20 protein-coding genes are annotated in these 22,168 nt (G+C 72.2%); 11 read left to right on the top strand and 9 right to left on the bottom strand.

What is annotated here, in order from left to right; translation table 11 throughout:
• The first annotated feature begins 12 nt into the window (after positions 1 to 12).
• The 5 genes from L2K70_RS09100 to L2K70_RS09080 all read left to right on the top strand — a co-directional run bounded on the left by L2K70_RS09100 (position 13) and on the right by L2K70_RS09080 (position 5,536).
• Positions 13 to 1,302 carry a serine hydrolase domain-containing protein gene (locus tag L2K70_RS09100; protein WP_236401485.1) on the top strand — a complete coding sequence of 430 codons (1,290 nt, stop codon included), beginning with the start codon at positions 13 to 15 and terminating at the stop codon, positions 1,300 to 1,302.
• A 35-nt stretch (positions 1,303 to 1,337) separates the two neighbouring features.
• Positions 1,338 to 2,678 carry a glycoside hydrolase domain-containing protein gene (locus L2K70_RS09095; RefSeq protein ID WP_236401483.1) on the top strand — a complete coding sequence of 447 codons (1,341 nt, stop codon included), beginning with the start codon at positions 1,338 to 1,340 and terminating at the stop codon, positions 2,676 to 2,678.
• A gap of 98 nt (positions 2,679 to 2,776) precedes the next feature.
• Positions 2,777 to 3,973 carry an SPFH domain-containing protein gene (locus tag L2K70_RS09090; protein WP_236401481.1) on the top strand — a complete coding sequence of 399 codons (1,197 nt, stop codon included), beginning with the start codon at positions 2,777 to 2,779 and terminating at the stop codon, positions 3,971 to 3,973.
• Between the two features lie 10 nt (positions 3,974 to 3,983).
• Positions 3,984 to 5,258: a hypothetical protein gene (locus tag L2K70_RS09085; protein ID WP_236401479.1), complete on the top strand. Its 1,275-nt coding sequence runs from the start codon at positions 3,984 to 3,986 to the stop codon at positions 5,256 to 5,258.
• The gene (locus L2K70_RS09080; protein WP_236401478.1) at positions 5,255 to 5,536 is read left to right on the top strand and encodes a hypothetical protein; all 282 of its coding nucleotides are present in this window, start codon (positions 5,255 to 5,257) and stop codon (positions 5,534 to 5,536) included. Before L2K70_RS09085 ends, L2K70_RS09080 begins: the two co-directional genes overlap by 4 nt.
• A 12-nt stretch (positions 5,537 to 5,548) precedes the next feature.
• On the opposite strand, the gene L2K70_RS09075 is transcribed toward L2K70_RS09080, so the two are convergent.
• The 5 genes from L2K70_RS09075 to L2K70_RS09055 all read right to left on the bottom strand — a co-directional run bounded on the left by L2K70_RS09075 (position 5,549) and on the right by L2K70_RS09055 (position 13,579).
• Positions 5,549 to 6,946, bottom strand: a complete 1,398-nt coding sequence (locus L2K70_RS09075) for a metallopeptidase TldD-related protein (protein WP_236401476.1) — start codon at positions 6,944 to 6,946, stop codon at positions 5,549 to 5,551.
• Positions 6,946 to 8,463 carry a TldD/PmbA family protein gene (locus L2K70_RS09070; protein ID WP_236401474.1) on the bottom strand — a complete coding sequence of 506 codons (1,518 nt, stop codon included), beginning with the start codon at positions 8,461 to 8,463 and terminating at the stop codon, positions 6,946 to 6,948. The genes L2K70_RS09075 and L2K70_RS09070 overlap by 1 nt, the downstream gene beginning before the upstream one ends.
• Positions 8,464 to 8,485: 22 nt before the next feature.
• Entirely contained in the window at positions 8,486 to 11,482 is a 2,997-nt protein-coding gene (locus tag L2K70_RS09065) for an AAA family ATPase (protein ID WP_236401472.1), read from the bottom strand.
• The gene (locus tag L2K70_RS09060; protein WP_236401470.1) at positions 11,479 to 12,675 is read right to left on the bottom strand and encodes an exonuclease SbcCD subunit D; all 1,197 of its coding nucleotides are present in this window, start codon (positions 12,673 to 12,675) and stop codon (positions 11,479 to 11,481) included. The genes L2K70_RS09065 and L2K70_RS09060 overlap by 4 nt, the downstream gene beginning before the upstream one ends.
• A 64-nt stretch (positions 12,676 to 12,739) precedes the next feature.
• Entirely contained in the window at positions 12,740 to 13,579 is an 840-nt protein-coding gene (locus L2K70_RS09055; protein WP_236401468.1) for a formate dehydrogenase accessory sulfurtransferase FdhD, read from the bottom strand.
• 172 nt (positions 13,580 to 13,751) lie between these two features.
• On the opposite strand from L2K70_RS09055, the gene L2K70_RS09050 reads away from it, so the two are divergent.
• Both L2K70_RS09050 and L2K70_RS09045 read left to right on the top strand, forming a co-directional pair.
• Positions 13,752 to 13,895 (top strand): hypothetical protein, encoded by a 144-nt coding sequence (locus L2K70_RS09050; protein WP_236401466.1) that lies wholly within the window; start codon positions 13,752 to 13,754, stop codon positions 13,893 to 13,895.
• Positions 13,896 to 13,942: 47 nt separating this feature from the next.
• Positions 13,943 to 14,410 (top strand): OsmC family protein, encoded by a 468-nt coding sequence (locus tag L2K70_RS09045; RefSeq protein WP_236401464.1) that lies wholly within the window; start codon positions 13,943 to 13,945, stop codon positions 14,408 to 14,410.
• On the opposite strand, the gene L2K70_RS09040 is transcribed toward L2K70_RS09045, so the two are convergent.
• Both L2K70_RS09040 and L2K70_RS09035 read right to left on the bottom strand, forming a co-directional pair.
• Positions 14,397 to 15,134 carry a peptidylprolyl isomerase gene (locus L2K70_RS09040; RefSeq protein ID WP_236401462.1) on the bottom strand — a complete coding sequence of 246 codons (738 nt, stop codon included), beginning with the start codon at positions 15,132 to 15,134 and terminating at the stop codon, positions 14,397 to 14,399. The genes L2K70_RS09045 and L2K70_RS09040 overlap by 14 nt on opposite strands.
• Before the next feature lie 25 nt (positions 15,135 to 15,159).
• Complete coding sequence (locus L2K70_RS09035) at positions 15,160 to 15,999, bottom strand: aldo/keto reductase (protein WP_236401460.1); 840 nt, start codon at positions 15,997 to 15,999, stop codon at positions 15,160 to 15,162.
• Positions 16,000 to 16,104: 105 nt separating this feature from the next.
• Between L2K70_RS09035 and L2K70_RS09030 the strand changes: the two genes are divergently transcribed.
• The gene (locus tag L2K70_RS09030; protein ID WP_236401458.1) at positions 16,105 to 17,376 is read left to right on the top strand and encodes a calcium-binding protein; all 1,272 of its coding nucleotides are present in this window, start codon (positions 16,105 to 16,107) and stop codon (positions 17,374 to 17,376) included.
• Between the two features lie 3 nt (positions 17,377 to 17,379).
• Here L2K70_RS09030 and L2K70_RS09025 read toward each other — a convergent pair whose 3' ends face one another.
• Positions 17,380 to 19,089 carry a cation:proton antiporter gene (locus L2K70_RS09025; RefSeq protein WP_236401456.1) on the bottom strand — a complete coding sequence of 570 codons (1,710 nt, stop codon included), beginning with the start codon at positions 19,087 to 19,089 and terminating at the stop codon, positions 17,380 to 17,382.
• 64 nt (positions 19,090 to 19,153) lie between these two features.
• On the opposite strand from L2K70_RS09025, the gene L2K70_RS09020 reads away from it, so the two are divergent.
• The 3 genes from L2K70_RS09020 (at position 19,154) to L2K70_RS09010 (ending at position 20,910) form a co-directional block, all read left to right on the top strand.
• Positions 19,154 to 19,483, top strand: a complete 330-nt coding sequence (locus L2K70_RS09020; protein ID WP_236401453.1) for an ArsR/SmtB family transcription factor — start codon at positions 19,154 to 19,156, stop codon at positions 19,481 to 19,483.
• 2 nt (positions 19,484 to 19,485) lie between these two features.
• Positions 19,486 to 20,010: an SRPBCC domain-containing protein gene (locus tag L2K70_RS09015; RefSeq protein WP_236401452.1), complete on the top strand. Its 525-nt coding sequence runs from the start codon at positions 19,486 to 19,488 to the stop codon at positions 20,008 to 20,010.
• Between the two features lie 198 nt (positions 20,011 to 20,208).
• Entirely contained in the window at positions 20,209 to 20,910 is a 702-nt protein-coding gene (locus L2K70_RS09010; RefSeq protein ID WP_236401449.1) for a 4a-hydroxytetrahydrobiopterin dehydratase, read from the top strand.
• 6 nt (positions 20,911 to 20,916) lie between these two features.
• Here the strand turns inward: L2K70_RS09010 and L2K70_RS09005 are convergent, their stop codons facing one another.
• The gene (locus tag L2K70_RS09005; protein WP_236401447.1) at positions 20,917 to 22,155 is read right to left on the bottom strand and encodes an MFS transporter; all 1,239 of its coding nucleotides are present in this window, start codon (positions 22,153 to 22,155) and stop codon (positions 20,917 to 20,919) included.
• Between the last annotated feature and the right edge of the window lie 13 nt (positions 22,156 to 22,168).

Below are 22,168 nucleotides of genomic sequence, written 5' to 3'. Positions count from 1 at the left end.
AGGGTCGGTGCCGTGAGTGACCAACGGCAGCGGCTGCTGGACGTCGCGCAGGCCGACGGCCGGCTGACGTCGGTGGTCGGCGCCGTCTTCGACCGCTACGGCGCGGTGTGGGCCGGCGGCGCCGGTGACGCGCCGGGTCTCGACGGGCAGTACCGCATCGGCTCGATCACCAAGACGATGACCGCGGTCCTGGTGATGCAGGCACGTGACGAGGGGCTGCTCGACCTCGATGACCATCTGTCGGTCCACCTCGGCGAGATCGGCTACGGCGAGGTGACCGTGCGCGACGCGCTCGCACACGTCTCGGGCATGCAGAGCGAGCCGCGTGGGCAGTGGTGGGAACGCACCCGCGGCAGCGACTTCGCCACCCTGGTGGCCGCCAACGACGGCTCCGGACGCGTGGCCGGGCCGGGGGAGTGGTTCCACTACTCCAACCTGGGCTACGGCCTGCTCGGCGAGGTGGTCGCGCGGAGGTTCGGTGGCCGGTGGCGCGACCTCGTCAACGACCGGCTCTTCCGGCCGCTGGGCATGCGCTCGACGTCGTACCTGCCTCGGCCCGGTGCGCAGGCCGGCTGGAGCGTCGACCACTTCACCGGCATCCGGGTGCACGAGCCGCTGACCGAGACGGGCGCGATGGCGCCGGCGGGCCAGCTCTGGTCCACGCTGGCCGACCTCGTGACGTGGGGCCAGGTGCTTGCGGGTGTGCACCCGCAGGTGATCGCGCCCTCGACGCTGGAGGAGATGGGGCGACCGGTCACGCCGACCTACGGGCTGGGCCTGATGCTGGGCGTCCACCCCGGCGGCCGCCTCGTCGGCCACGACGGCTCGATGCCCGGCTTCATGGCGTCGCTGCAGGTCGACCCGGACAGCGGCATCGGGTCGGTGGTGCTCACCAACGCGACGACCGGCATCTCGCCCAGGGAGCTCGCGATCTCGCTCATCGAGGGCGACCCGGACGCCTCCGACGAGCGGCCGGCACCGTGGCGTCCGACCACCGCGCTGCCGAGCGAGGTGATCGGCGTCCCGGGCGTGTGGTTCTGGGGCAACACGGCCTACGAGATGCGCTGGCACAACCAGGGGCTGGAGCTGCGGCAGATGGCCCGCGGCGGGCTGCTGTGGGAGCGGTTCGAGCTCACCGGGGAGGGCGTCCTGACGGGCGTGATGGGCTACCACCGCGGCGAGACGCTCGACGTCGTACGGCGCTCGAGCGGGTCGATCAGCCACCTCGAGTGCGCGACGTTCGTCTACACGCGCACGCCCTACGACCCCTACGTCGACATCCCCGGCGGGCACCCGCGCTAGGGTCTCCGGACATGTCGTCTCGGGGGAGAACCACCATGCCTGTCCTGCCTGTCCTGCCCGTCCTGCCTGCGCGCGCCGCCGTCGTGGCCCTTGCGCTCGCCGTCTGCACCACGCTGCTCGGGGGCGGCGCCGCCCAGGCGGCGGACCGCCGTCCCGACGGCCTCACCGGCTACGCCTTCGACGCCCGCTGCGCGCCCACCCAGGAGGAGATGGACGCGTGGCTCACGTCGTCGCCGTTCTGGGGCGTCGGCGTCTACATCGGCGGTTCCACCGCCTCGTGCCAGCCGACGGCAACCGACCCGGGCCAGCCGCACCTCGACGCCACCTGGGTCGCCCAGCAGCGACGCAATGGCTGGCGGGTGCTGCCGATCTGGGTCGGGCCGCAGACCGCGTGCTCCTCCTACGCCGACCGCATCGACGCGAACCCGGCCGGCGACTACGCCGCCGCCGACGCCCGGGGCCGCGCCGAGGCCGCCGCGGCGGTGGCACGCGCGGGCGAGCTCGGGCTCCCGGCCTCCACCACGCTCTGGTACGACCTCGAGGGCGGGTGGGACGTCGCGGACACCCACTGCCGCCGCTCGGCGCTGCGCTTCCTCAGTGGCTGGACCTCCCAGCTGCACGCGATGGGCCGGCGCTCGGGCGTCTACTCCAGCGTGTCGGCCGGGATCCATGTCCTGGACAACGCGGCCAACCTCTCGCCGGGGTCGTACGAGATGCCCGACCAGGTCTGGTACGCCTGGTACAACGGCGAGGCCGACGCCGACATCGACCCACGGTGGGTGCGGGCCGACAGCTGGCAGGGCGAGCGCGTCCACCAGTACGAGGCCCACACGACGCTCGCCTACGGCGGTGTCCCGCTCACGGTCGACCGCAACTTCCTCGACCTCGACGGCGGCTCGCAGGCGCCCCGGAAGACGCTCGGATGCGGCCGGACCCGCCTCGACTTCCCGACCTACCCTCGCCTCAAGCCCGGCGGCCGCGGCGACCGGGTCACGGCGCTCCAGTGCCTGCTGCGCACGAACGCCCGCTACAAGGGGAAGCTCGACGGCCGCCTCGACCGGGACGTCGTACGTGCGCTGGAGAGGTTCCAGCGCCGCTCCGACCTGGTCGAGACGGGCAAGCCGGATGCGGCGACCTGGACGGCTCTCTTCGCCCGCGGCTCGTCGCCGCTGATGAAGGTCGGCTCGTCCGGGAAGTCGGCCCTGCGCCTCCAGCGCGCCCTGCGGGCCGCCGGCATCCGCTCGGCGAGCTCCACGGGGGTCGTCACGGACCGCACCGCCGTGGCGGTCGCCCGCTACCAGCGCCGGGTCGGCCTGGACCCGACCGGCGTCGTCACGAAGGAGACCTGGACCGCGCTCCAGACCGGGGCACGCTGAGGTCGCGAAGCACCTGCCCGGACATCGCGACGAGCGCTAGTGTGGCGGCGGTCGGGGGCGGCAGGGCACCCGCACGGGACGTTTGAGGGACGGACGGCATGGGACTCTTCCAGGCAGTGAGCGGTGCGATCGGCGGCACGCTGGCCGACCAGTGGCTCGACTTCTACACGGTGCCCGACGGGCTGCCCGCCACCGCAGCGGTCTTCCCCGCTGTGCGCCGCGACCAGAACCAGGGCCGGGGCGCCAACGCCGGCGCCTCCGACGGGGTCATCACCAACGGCTCCAAGATCGTGGTGCCCGAGGGCTACGGCCTGGTCCTGCTGCAGGACGGCGCGTTCACCGGCTTCGCCGCCCAGCCCGGCGGCTACGTGTGGGACTCCGACGAGACCGCTTCGCAGTCGGTCTTCTCCGGTGGCGGCCTGGTCGACTCGCTGATCAAGCAGAGCTGGGAGCGCTTCAAGTTCGGTGGCCGACCGAGCAGCCAGCAGACCGCGGTCTTCGTGACGCTGAAGGAGCTGCCCAACAACAAGTTCGGCACGCAGTCCGAGATCTACTGGGACGACGCCTTCCTCAACACCCAGGTCGGTGCCATCACCCGCGGCACGTACACCCTGAAGATCACCGACCCGCTGACCTTCATCCGCAACTTCGTGTCCGCCGACGTGATCACCGGGGGAGGCGTCTTCGACTTCACCGACATCGACAACCCGGCCGGCGAGCAGCTCTTCAACGAGGTCGTCGGCTCGCTCGCGCCCGCGTTCTCGATGTACACCAACGACCCCGCCAAGGGGAACCGGATAGCGCGGCTGCAGCAGGACTCCATCGGGTTCGCGCAGTCGCTCTCCGCGGCGGTCGAGGAGAACTACCGGTGGCGCACCGACCGCGGCCTGGAGATCGTCAAGACCGCGATCATCTCGATCGAGTACGACGAGAACACCCGCGAGCTGCTCAAGAACGTCCAGCGCGCCGACGCCCTGTCCGGCTCGCGCGGCAACTCCAACCTGCAGGCGTCGGTCGCGGCCGGCATCGAGGCGGCCGGGGAGAACGCCGGACCGGGCGGCCTGATCGGGATGGGCATGGCCACGGGCGGGATGGGGCTCGGCGGGCTCCAGCAGCCGACCAGCCAACCCGCGCCGGCCGCACCTGCTGCGGCGCCGGCTGCTCCCGCCACTCCGGCCGAGCCCGCCGCCGAGGACCCGGTCGCCGTGCTCAAGCGCGCCAAGGACATGCTCGACGGCGGTCTCATCACGCAGGAGGACTACGACGCGGCGAAGGCCAAGGCTCTTGGCCTCTGAGCCGTCCGACGTGTCGTCCCCGGGGTCGCCGTCCGACCCGCCTCCGCGCGACCCGGACGCCCCGGTCTTCGACGGGCCACCGCTCTCGCTCGAGGAGGAGCTGGCGGCTGCTCGCGCCGAGCCCGAGCCCGGCCCGAGCATCGAGATGGTCAACGAGTCGTTGGCCGACGGCGTCAACCGGTGCCCCAAGTGCGGGTCGACCGACGTGCGCCAGCGCGCCTCGACCGGCCGGCTGATCTGCCTGTTCTGCCGCCACGAGTTGTCCGAGGCGCGGGTCGAGGAGGAGTTCGGCCTCGGGGTCGGCATCGACCAGCTCGAGGGGACGGTCATCGCCGGGGGAGCCGGGGAGATCTCGTCCGACGAGGACGTGATCACCATGACCTGCACCGGTTGCGGTGCCGACGTCGTCGTGGACACCGCGCACGCGATGAACGCGCGGTGCCACTGGTGCCGCCACACGCTCAACGTCAACCAGCGCACGCCCAACGGCGCGGTGCCCGACGCGGTGCTGCCGTTCCGGCTGACCCACGCGGAGGCGGTCGAGAAGATCCGCGAGTTCGCCTCCAAGCGGCGGTTGTTCGCGCACCCGCGCTTCAAGAAGGAGTTCGTCCCGGACAACGTCCTCGGCGTCTACCTGCCCTACCTCGTCATCGACGCGAGCGCCGAGGCGTCGTACGTCGGCCAGGGGGAGGTGCAGACCCGCCGCTGGACCGAGAAGCACGGGGACAGCTCGACCACCTACTACGCCGCCGACGTCTACCGCGTCGACCGGTCGGTCGCCTTCACCGTCGACGACCTGACGGTCGAGGGCGCGGCCGACCGGGCGAACTTCGACGGCTCGACGACCAACAACATCGTCAACACGGTGCTGCCGTTCGACACCAAGAACGCCGTCCAGTGGAACTCCAGCTACCTCGTCGGCTTCACCAGCGAGAAGCGCGACCTCGACGTCGCGGACCTCGAGCCGGTGCTGCAGGACCAGCTGCTCTCGATCGGGCGCTCACAGGTCGAGGGCTCGCTGGGGCAGTTCGACCGCGGCGTGCGCTGGGAGGCCGAGAAGGTGGACGTGGGCGGGTCGCGGTGGGTCTCGATGTACCTGCCGGTGTGGCTCTACTCCTACTACCAGGAGAACACCAGGATGCTGCACTACATCGCGGTCAACGCCCGGACGGGGGAGACCATGGGCAGCGTCCCCGTCTCGCAGTGGCGGCTGCTCGCGGCGGCCTTCACGGTCGGCACGTTCCTCGAGGGCATCGCCGGCTGGCTCCTGGTGGCGACGTCATGATCGTCGACCTGGCCCACGTGGTGGTGATGGCGAGCGACGGCGTGCCTGCGTGGATCCTCGCGGCCGGTCCCGCGGGCGGTGCGGCGACCTACTGGGCGCTCTACCGCTACTACCGCAACACCGACAAGTCCCACGCCTACGAGCGCGACACCCTCATCGCCGCCCAGCCCGTCCGGGGCAGCCAGGAGAAGGTCGACCACATCTCCCGCACCCGCGACTCCGACATCGACGGCGACAACAAGTCCCAGCACCGCCAGCGCGTCCAGCGCCTCACCTGAGCAGGAGCATCCTCAGACGCCTTGGGAGACGCTGGACATGTTGAAGTCGGGGATGCGAAGGGCCGGGGTGGCGGTGCGGGAGAAGTAGTCGTCGCCCCACTCGCGACTGAAGCTCGGGACCGACGTGGTGGCGGCGCTGAAGCGGTTGAGCAGGTCGATCGGGCTCTCGTTCCAGCGGAAGTTGTTGGCCGCGCCGACGATCTCGCCGTCCTCGACGACGTACACCCCGTCGCGGGTCAGTCCGGTGAGCAGCATGGTCTGCGGGTCCACCTCGCGGATGTACCAGAGGCAGGTGAGCAGCAGGCCCCGCTGCGTGCCGGCGACCAGGTCGTCGATCGTGCCGGCGCCGTCGCCGACCTCGAGGACGAGGTTGTCGATCATCGGCGTCACCGGCTGACCGGTCATCCCGGCGGAGTGGCGGGTCTGGATGAGGCCGGTCAGCAGGCCGTCCTGGATCCAGTCGGTGCGCTCGAGCGCGAGCCCGTTGTCGAAGACCGAGTCGGTGTTGTCCGACGCACCCGCGATGACGAACGGCGCGCACTCGAGGCCGGCGTAGGCCGGGTCGGAGAACAGGCTCACGCCGGGGGCGGCGACCTTGTCGTGGATGCGGGTGCCGCCACCGCGCCGGCTGTAGACCGACTCGCCCTCGTGGGCGACGCGGGCACCCGCGCCCCAGTACGCGTCGATCATCAGGTCGGCGACCGACGAGGGCGGCAGGATCGTGTCGTAGCGGCCGGCCGGCAGGTCGACCCGTCGCTCCGCCCACGCGAGTCGCTGCTTGACGGTCGCGGCCATCGCGGCGGCGTCGACGTCCCGGAAGTCGCGCGTGGCGCCACCGGTCCAGGCGCTGCGGGTGAGTGAGGTGTCCTTGCCCGTGCACGCGTAGTGGCCGGTCGGTTGCACGTGGCGCAGGCGCAGCCCACGCGAGGAGCCCAGGTAGACCGTCGTGACCTCGTGGTTCACGAAGCCGTAGAGCAACCGGTCCTCGCCCGTGGCCTCGCGGAACGCCTCACCGAGGGCGGGAGCGAAGGCGTCGTAGACGCCGATGTCGGTGGTCTCCGGCTCGGTGTCCCAGTCGGGGGACGTCCGGTCGGCGACCAGCTCGGCGGCGTCCTCGGCCGGTGACCCCGCGCGCGCCGCGGCGTCGGCGGCCTCGACGAGAGCACCGACCTGGTCGGTCGTGGCCGCGCTCCCGGAGACCGATCCCGTGGCGATCCCGCCGTCGACCGAGGCGAAGCTGACCACGGTCACGGCGACCTCGGTCATCACGCCGTTGGTCGTGAGGGTGTTGTTGGCCCAGCGCAGGTTGGCGCTCGTGGAGTCGCGGACGATGACGATGCAGTCGTCGGCCGTCGAGGTCGCGAGCGCGTGCTCGACGAGCTGCTGGGGAGTGGTGCGCAGCGTGGTCATCAGTGTCCCGCCTCGTCGATCGTGTTGAGGATGTTGACCCCGCGGAACAGGGCACTCGGACAGCCGTGGCTGACGGCCGCCACCTGCCCGGGCTGGGCCTTGCCGCAGTTGAAGGCGCCGCCGAGGACCCAGGTGCCCTGGCCGCCCACGGCCTCCATCGAGCCCCAGAAGTCCGTGGTGGTCGCCTGGTAGGCCACGTCGCGCAGCATCCCGTCCAGCCTGCCGTCGGTGATCCTGTAGAACCGCTGCCCGGTGAACTGGAAGTTGAACCGCTGCATGTCGATGCTCCACGACTTGTCACCGACGACGTAGATCCCGCGCTCGACCTTGCCGATGAGGTCGTCGGTGGAGAGGCCGTCGGTCCCGGGCATCAGCGAGACGTTGGCCATCCGCTGGATGGGGATGTGGCCGGGGGAGTCGGCGTACGCGCAGCCGTTGGACCGCCCGCCGTTGAGCTCGGGCTTGAGGTGGCCCATCGACCGGTCGAGCTGGTAGCCCACGAGGACGCCGTCGCGGACGATGTCCCAGGTCTGCGTCTGCACGCCCTCGTCGTCGAAACCGACGGTGGCCAGGCCGTGTGCCTGCGTGCGGTCGCCCTGGACGTTCATCACCGGCGAGCCGTACTGGAGCGTGCCGAGCTTGTCGTAGGTCGCGAACGACGTGCCGGCGTAGTTGGCCTCGTAACCGAGCGCGCGGTCGAGCTCGGTCGCGTGGCCGATGGACTCGTGGATCGTGAGCCAGAGGTTCGACGGGTCGACGACGAGGTCGTAGGTCCCCGACTCGACGCTCGGCGCCTTGAGCTTCTCCGCGAGGAGGTCGGGCACCTCGGCGATCTCGGTGTCCCAGTCCCAGTGCGAGCCGTCGAGGTACTCCCAGCCGCGACCGACCGGCGGGGCGATCGAGGCCATCGAGTCGAAGATGCCGGTGTCGGCGTCCTCGCCGGTCGCCTCGAACCCCGGCTGGAGCCGTACGCGCTGCTGGGTCGTCCGGGTGCCGGCGAGGTCGGCGTAGTACTTGTTCTCCTGCACCTGCTGCAGGAACGCGGTGGCGTGCGCGACCACTCCCGTGCGGAGCCGATCGGTCCAGTCGACCAGCAGCGCGGCCTTCTCGCGGGTGGGCACCTCGAGCGGGTTGACGTCGTAGCCCGAGATCCAGGTGACGTCGTCGTGGACCGGCTCGGCGGCCAGCTCGACGGGCGTGGTGGTCATCGACGCGGCGACCTTGGCGACCGACACCGCGGTCTCGGCTACCCGGCGTGCCTCGTCGTCGGTCAGCACGACACCCGAGGCGAAGCCCCAGGCGCCGCCGTGCACGACGCGGACGGCGAAGCCGAGGTCCTCGGCGTCGCTCGCCGTCTGCAGGACACCGTCGCGCGCGCCGAGGTACTGGTAGCGGTTGCGCTCGAACCGGAAGTCCGCGTGGCTGGCGCCGAGCTCCTGCGCCCGGGCGAGGGCCACGTCGCCGAGCCGGCGGTGCGGCAGGTCGTTGAAGGTCGGGTCGAGCCCGGGCGCACTCATGCTCCCGAACCTAGCGGACGGGCTAGCCGAGGCTGAGCGAGGTGTGGCTGCCGTTGCGGCTGCGGTGCACGCGCAGCTGCGTCGGGATGCGGGTCTGGAGCTCGGGCACGTGGCTGACCACGCCCACGACCCGGCCGCCGTCGCGCAGCGTGTCGAGGGTGTCCATCACGTCCTCGAGGGTCTCGGAGTCGAGGGAGCCGAAGCCCTCGTCGACGAACAGCGTGTCGAGGTCGGTGCCGCCGGCCTCGTCGGTGATCACGTCGGCGAGGCCCAGCGCGAGCGCCAGGGACACCACGAACGTCTCGCCGCCCGACAGGGTCGCGGGATCCCGTGAGTCGCCGGTCCAGTCGTCGCGCACCAGCAGGCTGAGACCGCCGCGGGTCTCGCCGGCGCCGCGCTGACCGGTGTGCACGAGCGAGTAGCGCTGGCCGCTCATGGTCGCGAGCCGGAGGTTGGCGGCGTCGACCACCTGGCCCAGCCGGTGGGCCAGGACGTAGGCGGACAGACGCATCTGGAACCGGTTGTCGGCGTGCTTGCCCTCGACGAGGGCAGCCAGGTCGGCCGTGAGGTCGAGCTCGGCGCGCACCGGCGCCCAGGCGGACAGGGCGTCGTCCATCTCGTCGGACAGCCCGCGCAGGCGACGGCCCCGGTCTCGCAGCCGCATGTCGGTCTCGCGGGCCTGCGCCGCGTGCTCCTTGGCACGGTGGTGCGCTTGAGCGAGGGCCTCGAGGTCGGGCGGGTCGCTCGCGGCGGACTCGACCAGCTGCTGATCGGCGAGCAGGTCGTCGACGCGCGCCGCCTCGCGCTCGTGACGGTCGATCTGCTGCTGGAGGTCGGCGATCTCGGCGTCGGTGAGCCAAGCCGCGGCGGCCCAGGCGGAGGAGTCGAAGCCGGCCGCTGCCGCGACGCTGTCGGCGGCCTCCTGGGTGCTGGCGGCGGTGGCGCGGGCGCGGCCCAGCTCGGCGGTCTGGGCGAGGCAGTCCCGGGCAAGCTGCTCGACCTCCTGCAGGTGTGCGGTGAGGTCGTCGAGGTCCGCCGCGTCCGGGACGACGGCCCCCACCTGCTCGAGCAGCCCCTCGATCTTCGCGACCAGCACCGCGATCTCGGTGTCGAGGCGGGTCGTGGTGGCGCTCAACGCCGCCTGCTCCTGCGCCAGCGCGTCGCGCTCGGAGGTGAGCGCCTCCACGCGGGCCACCCAGGCCTCCACCGTGGAGGCCTCGCTGCGGGCGCGCTCGAGGTTGGCCAGGGTGGCCTCCTCCTCGACGAGCAGGTGCTCCACGGAGTCCCCGGACTCGGCGAGCGCGGCCGCTCGCTGCGCCTCGATCCCGCGGACCTGCTGGGCGTGTGCCTCGACCACCACCTCGAGGTCGTCGACCTCGCGTCGCGCCTCGCGCTCGGTCGCCTCGTCGGGGGCGCCGGGAGCGGCCTTGGCCGGGTGGGGGTGGTCGGTCGAGCCGCAGACCGGGCAGTCGGCGCCGACGGCGAGCTTGCCCGCGATCTCGGCCGCCATCCCGTCGAGTCGCTGCTCACGGATCTCGACCAGCGCCTCGCGCGCCAGCAGTCGGGCCTGCGTCGCCTCGGCGAGAGCCTGCTCCGCACCTCGCAGCTGGGTGGTGAGCGACTCCGCGGTGCGGGCCGCGCGCGTGCGCGAGCGCAGCACCTCGAGATCGGCGGTGAGCGCCTCGGCGAGCGCCTTGGACTCGCGCGCCGCCTGCAGACGGGGCTCGAGGGCAGCCAGCACCTGCGGGACCTCCTCCGCGCGCGTCTGCACGCGGAGGAGCTCGGTGCCGGCCTCGTCGCGCGCGCGGGTCAGCCGGCCGAGCTGGCGCTCGAGGTCGGAGGCCTGCCTCCGGAAGGGACGCACCCGCGCGATCTCGGTGAGCGTGCTGGTGGCGGCGCGTTGGTGCTCGGCGATCTCCTGGTCGTCGAGCGGGGTCACGCCGAGCATCTCGGCCAACCGGTCGCGCGCGGCGCGGCTCAGCTGGTCGAGCTGGCGCACCTCCGCGCGGGCACTGACCGCGAGCTCGTGGAGGGGGCGTACGCCAGCCGCGCGCTGCGCCTGGGTGACGCGGTCCAGACGGGTCTCGTGCTCGACCTGAGCGGCGTCGAGCCCGGCGCGGGCGCGTCTGGCGGCAGCGTAGGTGGACCGCCGTCCGGCGAGCTCGATGCCGGCCGCGGACTCCTCCGAGGCCGCGACCTCGGCCGCGGAGGCGGCGTCGACGAGGAGGGTCTGGGCGACCGAGGCGCTGACCGCAGACGTGGTGAGCTCGCCCATCCACGCGCGCAGCCCGTCTGCGTCCCCGGTCCATCCGTCGGGCGCAGCGCTTCCGGCGACCTCGCTCACCCGGCTCACGAGGTCGGCGACGACCGCCTCGTGCTGCTGCGACGTACGACGGAGCTCGACGCGGCGGTCACGCAGCCACCGCTCGATGTCGTCGAAGCGGCCGGTCTGGAAGACCTGCTGGAGCAGGTCGTGCCGCTCCTCCGAGCGCGCTCGGAGGAAGGCCTGGAAGCGGCCCTGCGGCAGCATCGCGACCTGGCAGAACTGCGGGAGCGTCATGCCGACCAGGCGGGTGACCAGGTGGCCGGTCTCGTCCAGCCTGGTGCTGAGCGGGGTCCACTCCGCGTCGTCGCCTGCCCCGTCACCAGTCCCGGCACGCCGCTCGGAGATGACGACCCGGGCCTGCTCGGTGGTCGTGCCGGACCCCCGCTTCTTCGCGCGCGTCCAGGCGGGCGAGCGGTCGATCCGGAAGCGCCTCCCGGACAGGGTGGCCTCCAGCACCACGCGCGGCACGACGTCGTCGGCGGCGTGGTCGGACCGGAGCCGCTTGGCGGCGGCGCGGTCGCCCGGCACGTCGCCGTAGAGGGCGAAGCAGACCGCGTCGAGCACGCTCGACTTGCCCGCTCCGGTCGGCCCGCTCAGCAGGAACAGGCCGGCGTCGGAGAGCGCGTCGAAGTCGACGGTGGTGGTCCCGGCGAAAGGACCGAAGGCGGTGACCTCGAGGTGGTGCAGCCTCACCCGGCCCCACCCGCCTCGACTGTTGCGGCCTTCTCGGCGACGCCGATCAGCACGTCCTGGTCGGGGTCGTGGCAGCAGCCGTCGACGGCCTCCTGGAGCAGCGCGGCCTCGGCCTTGGTGGCCTTGCTGCCGCGCACGTGGCGGACGAAGTCGAGGGCGATCGCGTGGTCGCTCGTGCCCGAGGCCGGACGCGGCGGTGCCTTCGGGTCCGCGGCGGGCGGCGGGAACTGCAGCACCAGCGTGTGCGGGAACCGTCGCCGCAGCTGCTCCATCGCGCGGGCCGGTCGCGGGACGTCGGTGAGGGTCACCTGGAGCCAGTCGTCCTCGCGGTCGGCGAGGGTCGGGTCCTTCAGGAGCTCGGCGAGCCTGCCCGTGATGCGCGAGAGCCGGCGGGGGACCGGGGCGTCGATCCAGCTCGCGCTGCCGAAGCCCTTGGCGGTGAGCTCGACCAGCCACGACCCCTTGACCTGGTCGGCCTCGGAGAACGAGTAGGCCAACGGCGAGCCGGAGTAGCGCAGGCCGGGGGAGAGGACGTGCGAGCCGTGGAGGTGGCCGAGCGCGGTGTAGTCGATGCCGTCGAAGACGCTGGTCGCCACACGGGACACGCCACCGACGCTGATGTCCCGCTCGGACTCCGACGGCTCGGCGCCGGCGACGAAGGCGTGGGCGAGCACCACGGAACGCGCCTTCGGACCGCGGGACGCGAGGTCGGCGCGGACGCGCCTCATGGCCTCGGCCAGCGCCGCCTCGTGGCTGCGGTGGCCCAGCGACCAGGGGTCGAGGAGCGCGGACGGGTCGAGGTAGGGGATCGCGTGGATGGCCACGTCGCCGTGGCGGTCCTTGAGCACGACGGGCGTGCCGACCGACGAGGCGTCGGTGCGGACGTGGACGCCGGCGTGGTCCATCAGGCGCGCGCCGAACCCGAGCCGCTGGGCGCTGTCATGGTTGCCGCTGCTGACCACGACGCGGGCACGGGAGGCGGCGAGACGGGCGAAGGTCTCGTCGGCGAGGGCGACGGCGTCGACGTGCGGGAGCGCCCTGTCGTAGACGTCGCCCGAGACGACGACGACGTCGACCTTCTCGGCCTCCACGACGTCGATCAGGTGGTCGATGAACGCACCCTGGTGGCCCAGGAGGTCCTCACGGTGGAAGGACCTCCCCAGGTGCCAGTCGGACGTGTGGAGGATGCGCACGGGGCGACCGTATGACGCGGCACCGACACCCGCGGGCCACCACGCCGCCAGCGAGGATCAAGGCTCAGCAGTAGTTCACCGAACGACCCGGCGAGGTGAAGCCCCAGAGCGCGATCCCGGCCTCGTTCGCCAGCCTCGCGGCGAGGCTCGTGGGCGCCCCGACGGCCACGATCGAGCCGATCCCGCTCGCCGCTGCCTTCTGCACCAGCTCGAAGCCCACGCGGCCGCTCAGCACGAGGCACGCAGCCGCCGCAGGCTCGCCCGCGAGCACCCGGGCACCGACGACCTTGTCGACGGCGTTGTGCCGCCCGACGTCCTCGCGCACCACCAGCAGCGTCCCGTCGGCCTCGGCCAGGCCGGCCGCGTGCACGCCGCCCGTCCGGGCGAAGAGGTCCTGTCGCTCACGCAGCGCCTCCGGCAGCCGTCGTACGACGTCCGCGTCGGGGCGCGCTCCCGGCCACGGTGCGGCGGACCGGACCTGCAGGGCCTCCGCCACGCTGTCCTTCCCGCACACGCCGCACGCCGATGAGCCCGCGGACGCGGCGGTGTGGCGGTGCGGCAGGTCGGCCGCGCCGCGCAGGGCGACGGTGACGACGTTGAACTCCTGCTCCGGGTCGAGGTCGGTGTCGGTGCAGTAGGCGACCTGCTCGATCGCTCCCGGTGCCGCCACGCCCTCGTTGACCAGCCAGCCGGCAGCGAGCTCGAAGTCGTGGCCCGGGGTGCGCATCGTGACCCAGGCCCGCCGCGGCTCGAGGCCACCGGTCCGGACGCGGATCTCGAGGGGCTCCTCGGTCACGAGCCGGTCCTCGCGCGCGATCTCGGCCGCCTCGTCGCCGTGGCCGGCGTGCTCGACGACGCGGGTCCTCACCGACGGTCCGGGCCGCCTCGCACGCTCGATGGTCACGCTCGCACCCTAGCCCCGACGCGGTCACGACCGGTGTCCGAGATCACGACGCCGGGAATGCCGGAGCGGGGCGCGCGGTTCTCTACCATGTAAGGGCCGCAAAGGAGCGGGTACTTCTTACTCCACCGTCACGCACATGAGGGCCGGAAGCCCTCGGAAGGACAGATCTCCCATGACCACGCAGCTGCACCTCGCCTTCAGCCTCGTCGACGCGCGGGCTCACTCGGCCGAGGACCGCGCGCTCCTGCGCGACGTGGAGATCGCCCGCCGCGAGGAGCGCCGCGCCCGCCGCGCGGCACGTCGTACCGCGCGCTGACCGCGGACCGACACCCTGCCGGAGCGCGCTCTGGCAGGGTGTCGTGCATGGACGACCAGACCCCGGACGGCACGACCGGCGACCCGCGCAGCGTCGAGCTCACCCGCATCGGCCCCGGACGCTTCAAGGCGACCAACGTCCGCGGTGGGGAGACGTTCATGGGCACCGGGGGAGAGGACCCCGACTTCACGCCCGTGGAGCTCCTGCTCGCCGCGATCGCCGGGTGCAGCGCGATGGACGTCGAGGCGATCACCCACAAGCGCACCACCAGCACGACGTACGACGTCCACGCCGACGGCACCAAGGTCCGCGACGAGCACGGCAACCACCTGACGGGGGTACGGGTCAGCTTCGACATCGCCTTCCCCGACGGTCCCGACGGCGATGCGGCCCGCGCGCGCGTGCGGGGCGCGATCGAGATGTCCCGCGACCGCCTCTGCACGGTCTCGCGGACCGTGCAGCTCGGTGCGGACGTGGTCTACCTCGACGCCGGCGAGGAGCTCAGCCGACCGTGACCTTCTCGATGGTCACCGGCTTGTTGGGCGCGCCCCCGCCCGCGGGGTTGGAGGCGTCGTTGCCCTCCTTGGCGATGGCCTGGAGCGTCTGGAGCCCGGCGTCGTCGATCGTGCCGAAGACCGTGTAGCTCGGCGGGAACTGCGAGTCGCGGAAGACCAGGAAGAACTGCGATCCGTTCGTGTCGGGGCCGGCGTTGGCCATCGCGAGCGTGCCGGCGGGGTAGGTCTCGTCGCCGCTGAGCTCGTCGGGGAAGGAGTACCCCGCACCGCCCGCGCCGGTGCCGGTCGGGTCACCGCACTGGAGGATGCCGAAGCCCTCCTGGTCGCCGATGCGCGGGCAGGGCGTGTCGTCGTAGAAGCCCTGGTCGGCCAGCGACACGAACGAGTTGACGGTGCACGGTGCGGACGCCGCGTCGAGGGTGAGGCCGATGTCGCCGAAGTTGGTGGTGATCGTGGCGTCGAGCGTGTCCTCGGCGGGGGCCTCGGGCTTCGGCGGGTCGACGTCGCGCGCCGGCTCCTGGCCGTCGGAGGTGTACTCGCACGTCGTGGTGTCCCCGCCGGCCTCGCTGGACTCCGAGGTCGAGGGGCTCTGGCTGGGGCTCTCGCTCGTCGTGTCCGTCGCGGTGTCGTTGCCGTCGCCCTCGTTGCCGCAGCCGGCGAACGCGAGGACGGACAAGCAGGCGGCGACGGCCGCGCCGCGCTTGAGTGCGGTGGTCTTCAGCATGCCCGCGACTCTAACGAGCGTCCCCTCACATCTCCTCGTGGGTGTCCGGATCGCCGCCGAAGAGCCGCCCGTCGTCCTCCGCCAGACCACTGATCGCGTCGATCTCGGCGCTGCTGAGCTCGAAGCCGAACACGTCGAGGTTCTGCCGCTGCCGCCCCGGATCGGCCGACTTGGGGATCGGGAGCGAGCCGAGCTGCACGTGCCAGCGCAGGATGACCTGGCCGGGGGAGACGCCGTGCGCCTCGGCCGCTGAGGTGACCGCGGCCTCGTCGAGCGGAGCGCGGCGCTTGCCCATCGGGCTCCACGCCTCGGTGCGGATGCCGAGCCGGTGGTGGACCTCGCGCATGTGGTCCTGCGGGAAGCGCGGGTGCAGCTCGACCTGGTTGACCGCCGGCACGACGCCGGTGTCGTCGATGATCCGGGCGAGGTGCTCCTCGGTGAAGTTGGAGACGCCGATCGAGCGCACCAGGCCGTCCTCCTGCAGCTGCACGAGTGCACGCCATGCCTCGACGTACGTGCCCTGCGACGGGTTGGGCCAGTGGATCAGGTGCAGGTCCGTGCGCTCCACGCCGAGACGCTCGATCGATCCGCGCACGGACGCGATCGCGTCGTCGTACGCGTGGTGGCGGCCGGGGATCTTGCTGGCCACGACGACCTCGTCGCGCGCCAGGCCGGAGCGACGCAGCGCCTCGCCGACCTCGGTCTCGTTCTCGTAGTTCACCGCCGTGTCGAGCATCCGGTAGCCCGCCTCCAGGGCGGACACCATGGCCGCGGTGCCGTCCTCGCCGCGCAGCGGATAGGTGCCGAAGCCGATCGCGGGGAGCGAGGTGCCGTCGTTCAGGTCGTACGTCGGGATCTGGGCCATGCGTCCAACCTAGGACGGCTCTCCACACAACTCCTGGCCCGCTCGCTGCGTCAGACTCTCGCTGCCCCGACCGGGGGCCCCACCTCGAGGAGAACCATGCGACGCATGCCTGCCGCTGTCTCACTGATCGCGCTGGCGCCGTTCGGTGTCGTCGGCCTGACCACCGGCCCGGCCACGGCCGAGACGACGTGCGACGGGAAGGTGCCCACGATCGTGGTCACGCCCGGTGTGCAGACCGTGGGGACGCCGGGTGACGACGTGATCCTCGGCGGCATCGCCCCCGACCGGATCGACGGCGGCGCGGGCAACGACACGATCTGCGGGTCCGGCGGCGGCGACACACTGGTCGGCGGCCCCGGCGACGACCGGATCTTCGGCGGCCGCGACGGTGAGTACGTGCCCGACGACGGCTACGACGGCGACATCATCACCCCCGGGCCCGGCGACGACTACATCGACATGGGTGACGACCCGGCGTCCGCAGAGGTCGCCGACGTCGACCGGCCGGCCAGGTACGACACGGTGTGGTTCGACGGCGCACCCGGTCCGGTCGTGGTCGACCTGTCGGCCGGCACGGCGACCGGTGAGGGCAACGACACGATCGTGGTCCCGGCGTACTCCGGCGGCATCGTCGGGTCGGCGTACGACGACGAGCTGACCGGCTCGAACGGCCCGGACCGCTTCGACGGCGGAGCAGGCGACGACCGGATCCGCGGTCTCGGCGGCAACGACGACATCCAGCCCGGAGAGGGAGACGACGTGGCGCGCGGCGGCGAGGGCGACGACCTGATCCTCTCGCGGGAGAAGGGCCGCGACCGGTTCTACGGCGACGGCGGGGACGACGGCGTGACGGCTCAAGGGAAGGGGAGCGCGATCGGCGGCGGCGAGGGCGACGACTTCCTCCTCGCGTCCTACGGCGCGAGCGTGCACGGCGGATCGGGCGACGACGAGATCAGCGCCGACCTGGTCCGTGGGAAGACGGTCGAGGTCGACGGCGGCGACGGGCGCGACGCCGTCCGGCTGCGGGCGCCGAAGCGGCAGTTCCCCCGCGGGTCGCGCTACGTCGTCAGCGTGCCGCGCAAGCACGTGACGGTCGCCGGGGTGGAGCGAGCGCGCTACGAGGGCGTCGAGCAGCTCAGCTTCTCGGGACGCCCCGGCCCGTTGACGTACGTCGGCGGCGCGGGCCGTGACCGCCTGTCGGTGAGTGGCGGCATGCAGGTGACCGCGTACGGCCGTGGCGGCCGCGACCGTCTGTTCGGCGGTGCCCGCAACGACCTACTCGTGGGTGGCCCGGGTCGCGACGACCTCGTCGGCGGCGCCGGCCGGGACCGCTGCCTCAGCGGCGAGGTCCTGCGACAGTGCGAGGTCCGTCGCTGACGCTCATCGCTCGAGGCGCAGCTCCTGAGCGTCGATGAGGGCGGACGCGCGGGCGAGCGCTCCGGTGCTGTAGGCGCCGATCGCCTGCTCCTCGTGCAGGGCGTCACGCATCAGCGAGATGTAGTGACGGTGGAGCAGCATGCGCTGCGAGGCGAGGGTGAGTGCCTCCGGTGTGGTGTCCCCACGGCGCTCCTCGATCCGTTCGAGCCAGCCCAGTTGCTCGGCCGCGACCCCCGGATCGATCCGCTGGCCGTCGATGACGATGCGGTCGATCGGTCCGAGGGCGTCGGACGCCCGACCGGTGATGTCGCCGAACAGGTCGACGACCTCGTCGCGCTCCTCGTCGGGGTCGACGCCCGAGACGCCGAGACTGCGGATCAGCAGCGGCAGCGTGCCGCCGTACAGCAGCAGGGACGCGACCGCGACGACGAACGCGACCGTGATGAGCAGGGTGCGCTCGTCGACGTCGGTGCCGATGGTCAGTGCCGCCGCGAGGGTCACCACCCCGCGCATGCCGGCCCACGACAGCACGGCGCCGCCGCGGGCCGTGATCGGCTCGCTCTCCTGGTAGTCGACGTCCGCCTGGCCGCGCTGGACGCGACGCCGGAACTGCGACAGCCGCCGTTGGCCACGCTCGCCCGCCACCCGGGGCTCCTCGGCCATCGAGTCCACGCGGTCGCTGATGAGGGAGAGCCGCTCGCGCATGGCGTCGAGCTTGGGCTGCTGCCGGCGGAAGGCCAGCACCTGGACGGCGACGAAGGCGGTGCGCAGCACGAGGAGGACACCGAGCACGAGCGCCGCGACGACGAGCACCTCGCCGAACGTGCTGTTGGACTCGTCGAGGTCGCGGAGCAGGCCCTCGACCTGCAGGCCCATGAGGAGGAAGACGCCGTTCTCGACGAGGAACTGGAGGGTCAGCCAGTTGGTGCGTTCGGTGAGCCGCTCGCGAGCGGTGAACCGGCGGGCGCCGTGGTGCCCGGTGACGAGGCCGGCGACGACGACGGCCACCACGCCCGAGGCCTCGGACTCCTCGGCGGGGAGGAAGGCGAGGAACGGCACGATGAAGCTGACGGCGGTCATCAGGACCGGGTCGGCGAGCTTGCTGCGCAGCCAGACCGTGGCATGACCCACGGCGAACCCGATGACGAGCGCGAGGCCCAGGGCGCGGAGGAAGTCGAGGACGGCGTCGCCGAGGCTGAAGCCGGCGGTGATCGCCAGCAGCGCCGTGCGCAGCACCACGAGGGCCGACGCGTCGTTGAAGAGGCTCTCGCCCTCGAGCACCGTCATCAGCCGGTGGGGGAGTCCGAGACGCTTGCCGATCGCGGTGGCCGCGACCGCGTCGGTGGGGCTGACCACCGCGCCCAGCGCCACACCGGCCGCGAAGGACACCTCCGGCACGACCAGGTGGACGGCAGCGCCGACGACCAGCGCGGAGGCGACCACCAGCGTCACCGACAGCCACGTGATCATGCCCAGGCTGCGCCGCAGGTCGACGACCGGCACCTGCACCGCGGTGGCGTACAGCAGCGGGGGCAGCGCGCCGAGCAGGATCCAGTCGGGCTCGAGCGAGAACTCCGGAGTGCTGGGGACGAGGCTGACGACGATGCCGATGACGAGCAGGACCAGGGGAGTGGCGATGCCGGTGCGGCGCGACAGCACGGCGGCGACGACGATGGCCGTCAGTGCGGCGATGGCGAGGGTGAGCAGCTCCACCGCTTCAGGGTAGGGCTTCGTACGTACCCTTGCGGGTACGTACCCGATCGGTTACCTTGGTTCCATGGACGCGGTACTGCAGGCACTGGGGGACGGGAGCCGGCGCACGATGCTGGAGATCCTGCGCGACCACCCGGCGACGGTGAACGAGCTCGCGGACGCACTGCCGATCGCACGCCCGGGCGTCTCGAGGCACCTGAGGGTGCTGCGGGAGGCCGGGCTGGTGACGGTCGAGCAGGACGCGCAGCGGCGCATCTACAGCCTCCGTCCGGAGGCCCTGGTCGAGGTGGACGAGTGGCTGGCGTCCTACCGGGAGCTCTGGGAGAACCGGCTCGACGCGCTCCACACCGAGATCGCGCGCGGCAAGCGCGCGCGGCGAGACACGAAGGACTGACGATGAAGCTCTTGGGGACCATGCGCCGGATCGACGACACCCGTGGCGCGGTGCGCGTCGAGGACGTCTACGACACCGACATCCAGGACCTGTGGGAGGCGTGCACCGATCCCGGGCGGCTCTCGCGGTGGATCGCCGAGGTGTCGGGGGACCTGCGCGAGGGCGGCACGGTGCAGCTCGTCTTCACGAGCACGTGGACGGGGCCGGCCGTCATCCAGGTCTGCGAGGCGCCGCACCACCTGCTGCTGACGACCCAGCCCGGCACCGACGAGGAGGGCCAGGTGGAGGCCTGGCTGACCGAGGAGGGCTCCGGCTGCCGGATGGTGGTCGAGGAACGCGGCCTGCCCGGCGACGAGCTGCACTACTACGGCGCGGGCTGGCAGGCGCACCTCGAGGACCTGCGCAGCTCACTGGCATCGGACGACCCGGTGCATCCCGGCGGCTTCGCGTCCGACCGACCCGCATCGGACTGGCACGCCCGGTGGACCGACCTGACGACGACGTACGAGGGCGCGCCCGTCGCCTGACGCGGGTCTCGACGCCTCCCGCGGCCGATGTCGACGAGGGGAGCTTCCCGTCTCGCGTAATGACATAATGTCAGTTATCGGCGATATGTTCACACTCGGCCGACCCCTCTCGGGCGCTGTGCGGTGATCCTGACGCGGGTGCCGCGTCGCTGTCGCCGCGCAACGCCGATGTCCGTCGGCGGCGCTAGGTTGCTGCTCATGGACATGTTGCGGGGGAACGCGATCGCCGAGGCCGACCTGACCGAGTGGCGCAAGCTCGCCCAGGGAATCCACGCCAGGTACGTCGTCGACGACTTCGGTGCGGCTGCCCGGTTCGTCACGGCGGTCGGTGAGGCCGGCGACGAGGTCGGGCACCACCCGAAGGTCTCGATCGGCTCCCAGCACGTCGACCTCAAGCTCAGCAGCGACGACGCGATCTACCGTGAGGACGACGGCACCGAGCACGTCGTCGAGTGGGTCACCCAGCAGGACATCGACCTCGCCCGCAGAATCACGGAGATCGCCGCCGACCACGGCCTGCGCGCCGACGCGTCCGCCGTGGCCGCCATCGAGCTCGGCCTCGACACGTTCGACTCCGCGACCATCGCGCCGGTGTGGGCGGCGCTGCTCACCGGCAACCCCGACGACCAAGGTCGTGGCACGCCCGGCGACGAGGTCCGCGACGGCGGCGGCCGGGTGCCCAACCTGTGGTTCGGGGACCGCGAGAAGGGTGAGGCGCCGCGGCAGCTCTTCCACGTCGAGGTCTACGTCGCGCCCGAGGTCGCCGACGAGCGGATCGCCGCCGTCGTCGCGGCCGGTGGCACGGTCCTCGAGTCCGACGACGGGCTCACGGTGATCGCGGACCAGGAGGGCAACCGGGGTGTCCTCTGCGTCGACGTGAGCGCCGTCGCCACGGACTGACTCTCCTCAGACCGGCGCGCGCACCTTGCGGAACGGCGTCGCCGCCAGTCCGGCTGCCACCAGGCCGAACGTGACGGCCGCGACGACCAGCATCGGTCGTACGCCGAGCGCGTCCGCCAGCACGCCGGCGACCGGCGCCACCACGACGATGACGGCGCGGTTGATCGAGCGCAGGGTCGTGTTCGTGCGCGCCTGCAGCTCGTCCGGTGTCACCAGCTGGCGATAGCTCATCTCGTGTGAGTTGCTCATCCCCATCGCCAGGCCGTAGAGCGCCTGCCCGAGAACGAGCAGTCCCACGGTGGCACCGCGAGACGCCAGCTCCCCCGCCAGCACCATCACGACGACACCGACCGTGATGATCGTGTGGCACAGGATGATCGTCCGGCCGGTGCCGAGCCGTCGGCCGACCGCCGTGGTCACCGTCGCCCCGAGGACCGCCCCGACTCCCCCGGCGGCGCCCACCAGGCCGAACTGGTACGCCGTCAGGTCCAGGACCAGGAAGGCGTACGGCGCGAGCACGACGCCGACGACGGCGTTGCCGACGAACCACACGTGGGTCGCGATGGCGAGCGTCCGCAGCCCGGACCGGCCGTAGGCCCAGCCCACGCCCTCGACGATGTCGGCGAGCACGCCGCGGACCGTGACGCCCGTGCGGGCGGACGGCTCGTCGAGGCTGATCCTGCGCAGCGTCATCGCCGAGTAGAGGTAGGTCAGCGAGTCGACGAGCACGGCGAGCGGTGCGCCGATCGCGCTGACCAGCGCTCCGCCGATGGCAGGACCTGCCATCGAGGCGACAGCGTCCGCCCCGTCGATGCGGGCGTGCGCCGGCTGGAGCCGGTCGCGAGGCACCAGCCGTGGCAGGAACGACATCGTGGCGGCCATGTTGACCACCGCTGCCGTGCCGTAGAGGAAGACGATGACGAGCAGGACGCCCAGTGACAGGGCGTCGAGCCACCACAGCAGCGGGATCGCCAGCAGCAGCACGGCCTGGACGAGGTCGGTGCCGATCATCAGCGGCAGCCGCCGCCGACCGTCCACCAGCGCCCCGATGACAAGCCCGAACACCAGGTAGGGCAGCCACCTAGACGCGTTGAGCCAGCCGACGTCCGACGCCGTCCCGTCGAGGGTCAGGACGACGAGTGCTTGCAGCGCGAAGAGGGTGACGTACGTGCCCATCACCGACACGGCATCGGCGCGCCAGTAGTACGAGAAGGCCCGCGAGATGAAGAACCCGCCGTCGCCCACGGCCGCAGTCTAG

Origin of the sequence: Nocardioides potassii, from assembly GCF_021648885.1 — a bacterium.
Taxonomy (GTDB): Bacteria; Actinomycetota; Actinomycetes; order Propionibacteriales; family Nocardioidaceae; genus Nocardioides; species Nocardioides potassii.
Note: the sequence above shows the minus strand (reverse complement) of the source record. Positions and strands in the feature narration are given on the sequence as shown.

Coding starts and splice junctions, on each gene's coding strand:
- L2K70_RS09015 (WP_236401452.1), top strand. CDS start 19,486: ATGAAGCTCTTGGGGACCATGCGCCGGATCGACGACACCCGTGGCGCG.
- L2K70_RS09075 (WP_236401476.1), bottom strand. CDS start 6,946: ATGACCACGCTGCGCACCACTCCCCAGCAGCTCGTCGAGCACGCGCTC.
- L2K70_RS09050 (WP_236401466.1), top strand. CDS start 13,752: ATGACCACGCAGCTGCACCTCGCCTTCAGCCTCGTCGACGCGCGGGCT.
- L2K70_RS09045 (WP_236401464.1), top strand. CDS start 13,943: ATGGACGACCAGACCCCGGACGGCACGACCGGCGACCCGCGCAGCGTC.
- L2K70_RS09010 (WP_236401449.1), top strand. CDS start 20,209: ATGGACATGTTGCGGGGGAACGCGATCGCCGAGGCCGACCTGACCGAG.
- L2K70_RS09090 (WP_236401481.1), top strand. CDS start 2,777: ATGGGACTCTTCCAGGCAGTGAGCGGTGCGATCGGCGGCACGCTGGCC.
- L2K70_RS09030 (WP_236401458.1), top strand. CDS start 16,105: ATGCCTGCCGCTGTCTCACTGATCGCGCTGGCGCCGTTCGGTGTCGTC.
- L2K70_RS09070 (WP_236401474.1), bottom strand. CDS start 8,463: ATGAGTGCGCCCGGGCTCGACCCGACCTTCAACGACCTGCCGCACCGC.
- L2K70_RS09040 (WP_236401462.1), bottom strand. CDS start 15,134: ATGCTGAAGACCACCGCACTCAAGCGCGGCGCGGCCGTCGCCGCCTGC.
- L2K70_RS09095 (WP_236401483.1), top strand. CDS start 1,338: ATGCCTGTCCTGCCTGTCCTGCCCGTCCTGCCTGCGCGCGCCGCCGTC.
- L2K70_RS09020 (WP_236401453.1), top strand. CDS start 19,154: ATGGACGCGGTACTGCAGGCACTGGGGGACGGGAGCCGGCGCACGATG.
- L2K70_RS09035 (WP_236401460.1), bottom strand. CDS start 15,999: ATGGCCCAGATCCCGACGTACGACCTGAACGACGGCACCTCGCTCCCC.
- L2K70_RS09080 (WP_236401478.1), top strand. CDS start 5,255: ATGATCGTCGACCTGGCCCACGTGGTGGTGATGGCGAGCGACGGCGTG.